Source organism: Paraburkholderia sediminicola (genome assembly GCF_046027355.1).
Lineage (GTDB): Bacteria > Pseudomonadota > Gammaproteobacteria > Burkholderiales > Burkholderiaceae > Paraburkholderia > Paraburkholderia sediminicola_B.
This window is the reverse complement of the sequence record NZ_JAQQEK010000080.1, coordinates 1-4,144: the sequence shown is the minus strand read 5'-3', so window position 1 is coordinate 4,144 and position 4,144 is coordinate 1. Positions and strand designations below refer to the sequence as shown.

Sequence of the window (4,144 nt, the reverse complement as noted above, 5' to 3'; positions counted from 1 at the left end):
CTGATGCCGGCCATCACGCCGAGTTGGCCGACACCCGCTGCGGGCGTTGCGCCTGGGCCACCGGCACTCAGCGTGTAGTGCGCTTTGGCACTATTGAACAAATACCCGCTTTGCAGATAGACGCTGGTCTGTTTGGAGAGCAGATAGGTACCACGCAAGGCGGCCGACGTGGCACGCGTGTCCTGTTGCTTGTCGATGGTGTGATAGACACCGCCGTCCATCACGAAGTAAGGCGTCACGTAGTAGGAACCGGTGAGGTAGAAAATATCCGTGCGCACGTCCCGAGCTGCCGTCTCAACGCGACGACCCAGCCAGCCGCCGCCGACTTTCGCTTGCCCCGCCTTGATGTAGCCATTGAGTTGCGTGCGTGCGTCCTTGTCGTTGCTGTTCGTCAAGGCAATCGGTGCCAGGCCATTGAAGAAATTGGCTGCTGCGCCTGGGCCGCCGTGCTGTTCGTCATAGGAGGCGGCGACGCCGAACGCACTGGCGTCGTAGCGCAGCATCGCGGACCATTGGCGGCACGCCTGCGAATTGCCCGGGATCGATCCCGCACAGGTCCCTTGTCCAGGTGAGTTGCCGGTGCCGCTCGAGTCGCGTCCGAACGAATACGTCGCGCCGACCGTCACGCCGTAGAACGTGCCTTTATAGGCCACCGTGTTGTCGCTGCGTGAGTTGGGAATATAGGCGTCGAGGCCACCCACGCCACCGTAGATATCCGGACCCAGAATGTCCGAATCGGTGATGGCCCAAAAACTCATGGTGTACTGGCGCCCAAAGGTCAATGCACCGTACCGGCTGGACAATCCTACCCATGCCTGACGTCCAAATAGCCGGCCACCCTGATTCATGTCACCTGCACGAGTATTGAAGCCGTTTTCCAACACGAAGATGGCCGCGAGCCCGCCGCCTAGATCCTCCTTGCCGCGCAAGCCCCAACGAGACGGCACGGAGCCGGTAATGCCGGGCATCCGAATCACCTTGTCGCCTGCGGCATTCGCATGAGTGACGAGCTCGATACCGGTGTCCAGAATCCCGTAGAGCGTCACGCTGCTTTGCGCGAACACGGGGCCGCTGATGGCGAGCATGGCCGCCGCTGCAATAGTTGTGTATTTCATGTCTCCAGACCTGATATTTTATTTTCTTCGACTGAATTGCGCTTTACATGACGTCAGTAATCGTCATGATTCGTCACGCTTCGGCGTTGCAAATAGAGTGACAAGTACTACGAATTGATTGGTGCGATCCATCAATCCAACCAGGACCTCTCAGACGACCAGAGGACGCACCGGGGCTGAGATGGTGCCGATGCCCATGGGCAGGTGCCCTACTGCCCTGAGCGCCACCGTTTCAAAGTCGCGATTCAGCACATCGCCACGCCAAGCGACATGCTGGTCGGGGCGGATCAATACGAACCTGGCCTGATAGAGCTCCGCGACGGCTGCTTCGCCGACGTGCACGACGGCGAGTTGAGGCAGCACCGCGCCGGCGCGTTGCAGCGCCTGTTGCTGTTCGTCGCTGAATCCGTCCGCTCCCGTGCAAAGCAGCGTGAAACCGCTGCCAAAGCGGTCATATAAAGAACGACCGTCGGCGAGCCACGCATGTGGTGCACGATGGCCCGGCCGTGCGCATGGCACATACAAGTTGGCCGGGTCCGGAGAAGCAGCGCCTGCTTCAGCCTCGAGGAGCGGAGACGACTCGTAGCGTGTCCCAAGATGAACACCCGGAATCACGAACTCCGAAGTCGCATGGAACATCAGGTAGTCACCGAATGCCGCGCGCGCGGCGTTGCCAGCGGGGCCGGACTCATACACTTCACGAGGTACACGCAGGTGGCCGATACTATCGGCAAAGCCGCGTGCAAATGCCGTGTTTCTCAGCGCAGCGGGACGACGCTCCGCTTCATAGCTCGCCCCCAGCGCCTGGCCGGCGTGGCCCTTGATCATGGCTTCGAGCTTCCATGCGAGATTGGCGGCATCGTCGATGCCGGTGTTGTAGCCAAGACCGCCGGTCGGCGTAAACAGGTGCGCGGCGTCGCCCGCAAGAAACACCCGTCCAGCCTGAAACTGTTCCGCCACCAGCGTGAACCCCGCAGTCCATGTCGAACTGCTCTTCAGTTCGAAAGGAATATCGGTGCCGATTGCTTCGGCAATCCTCTGCCGCACGCTGTCGTCGTCGGGGCGTTCATCGTCGCGCATCTGGACGTTCATGATGAAATGACCGTGGCCGTCAACGGCGATGATGAGGGCGCGCTGTTTGGGGCTGAAGGTCCAGTATTGCCAGGCGGGTGCGTGCGGGCTCACGCGATAGAGGTCGGGTGCGTAGAAATAGACAGCGTCCATCTGGCCGCCCATGAATTCCCGCTTTTCGCCGGCCACACCTTCGTAGCGGATACCGAGCGATTTGCGCACGAAACTGCGTGGACCATCGCAACCGATCAGGTAGCGCGCGGTGACGGTGCGGGTTTCGGCAGCACGCTCGGCAGTGGCCTCGAACTCTACGACTGCAGTGACCCTGTCGTCGCTTTGCGAGATATCGACCACACGCGTGCTGAAATGCACCCGGCAGCGGGCATGACTGCGCGCCGCTTCGAGCAGAACCGGCTCGACATACAGTTGCGAACAGCGATGCGGTGGCTCGGGTGTTGCCCAGGTGAACGAATGTGCCTTCGCCCATTCCACCGCGCCCTGCGATGCGGGTTGATGAAGCCGTGCCAGTTCGTGACCCGTAATCGACGTGAAGTACGCAACGTCCGGCGCATAGTCGCGCGGCAACCCGAGCGAGCGGATTGCGGCAGAAATGCCGATGCGGCGGAAATGCTCCATCGTGCGTGCGCTGTTGGCATTGGCGGCGGGATGGGTACTGGTGCCGGGCTTCGCATCGAATACCTCGGCACTGATGCCGCGCTGGCCGAGTTCAGCGGCCAGAAACAAACCTACCGGGCCACCGCCCACGATGATCACGTCGCAGTCCACCACATCCATCTCCTGATTTTTTTAAAGTGTGGATGCGACGTTAAACGCTAGCGGGCTATAAATCTATACAATGGATTTCATACCCATCATGAAACAGGTGCATAGATGCAACCCCCCGATCTGAATTTCCTGTACGTGCTTCAGGCCCTTGCTGATGAACGAAGCGTGTCGCGGGCTGCCGACCGGCTCGGGCTTACGCAACCGGCGGTCAGTCATGCATTAGGGAAATTACGGACTCTGTTTCAGGACGATCTGTTCGTCCGTGCCGGACCGGTTATGGCTCCTACCCCTGTTGGCGAGCAGCTGATCGAAGGCGTCGCGCGCGTGCTGGCCATGGTGCAGCAGGAAATCTGGAGCACGAAAGCGTTTGACGCCACGACCACGGAACGTACATTCTCTGTATGCCTAAGTGACATGGGCATGATCGTGATACTGCCGCGGCTGCTGGCAGCGTTCCGTGAGCGGGCGCCACTTGCGACGTTAAAGCCGATCCAGCTGCCGTCGATGGAACTGGCGGGCGCACTACAGGATGGTAAAGTCGATCTGGCAATCGGCTATCTAGGCAAACTCGGTGACAATCTGCATCAGCAGTCGCTGTTTCGCCGCTCGCTGGTCGGCATCGTCAAGGCTGGCACCAAACGCAAGAAGATCAGCATGACGCTCGAGCAATTCGTTGAGCGAAAGCATGTTGTCGCCGGCACCCTGGCGCTGACCAACCAGTTGTTGGAGAGGGAGTTGCGCCAGCACGGCGCGCGTTTGAAAGTGGGCGTAGAAGTGCCTTTTCTGCTGGCTGTCCCGAACCTCGTCGCCATGTCCGATTTCATCGCAGCCGTGCCCGACGAACTCGCAACCCTGTTCGCGAGGCTTGCAAATGTTGAAGTGTTTCCCCTGCCGATCAAGCTTCCCGACCTTACCGTTCAACAATTCTGGCACGCCCGCTTTCACAACGACGCAGGGCATCGTTGGCTCAGAGGTGTCGTCGCGGAAACGCTAGGACAGGGTTGGAAAGATCAGGTCTAGCGCAACGGCTATTTACAGTGGGCGAAGCAATGCGGCCGGCGCTGCGATTGCTCCCGGCTGACCAAATGCAGAGGTTCTACGGGCGCGACCTGCGCGCGCCGGCAGCCTGAATCGTAAGCAGTCCGACGATCCAGCGTAGCGCTCGCCGTCGC

3 protein-coding genes are annotated in these 4,144 nt (G+C 60.3%); 1 reads left to right on the top strand and 2 read right to left on the bottom strand.

Annotated features, from left to right (window positions below; translation table 11 throughout):
- A partial coding sequence (locus PQR42_RS45215) for a porin (protein ID WP_408393791.1) occupies positions 1-1,115 on the bottom strand: 1,115 nt, incomplete at its 3' end.
- 150 nt (positions 1,116-1,265) lie between these two features.
- Positions 1,266-2,975 carry an FAD-dependent monooxygenase gene (locus PQR42_RS45210; RefSeq protein WP_408393788.1) on the bottom strand — a complete coding sequence of 570 codons (1,710 nt, stop codon included), beginning with the start codon at positions 2,973-2,975 and terminating at the stop codon, positions 1,266-1,268.
- Positions 2,976-3,077: 102 nt separating this feature from the next.
- Between PQR42_RS45210 and PQR42_RS45205 the strand changes: the two genes are divergently transcribed.
- The gene (locus PQR42_RS45205) at positions 3,078-3,992 is read left to right on the top strand and encodes a LysR family transcriptional regulator (protein ID WP_408217474.1); all 915 of its coding nucleotides are present in this window, start codon (positions 3,078-3,080) and stop codon (positions 3,990-3,992) included.
- Positions 3,993-4,144: the final 152 nt, after the last annotated feature.

Bases quoted from the DNA above. Each gene is read 5' to 3' on its own strand.
- PQR42_RS45205 (WP_408217474.1), top strand. From the start codon at position 3,078: ATGCAACCCCCCGATCTGAATTTCCTGTACGTGCTTCAGGCCCTTGCT.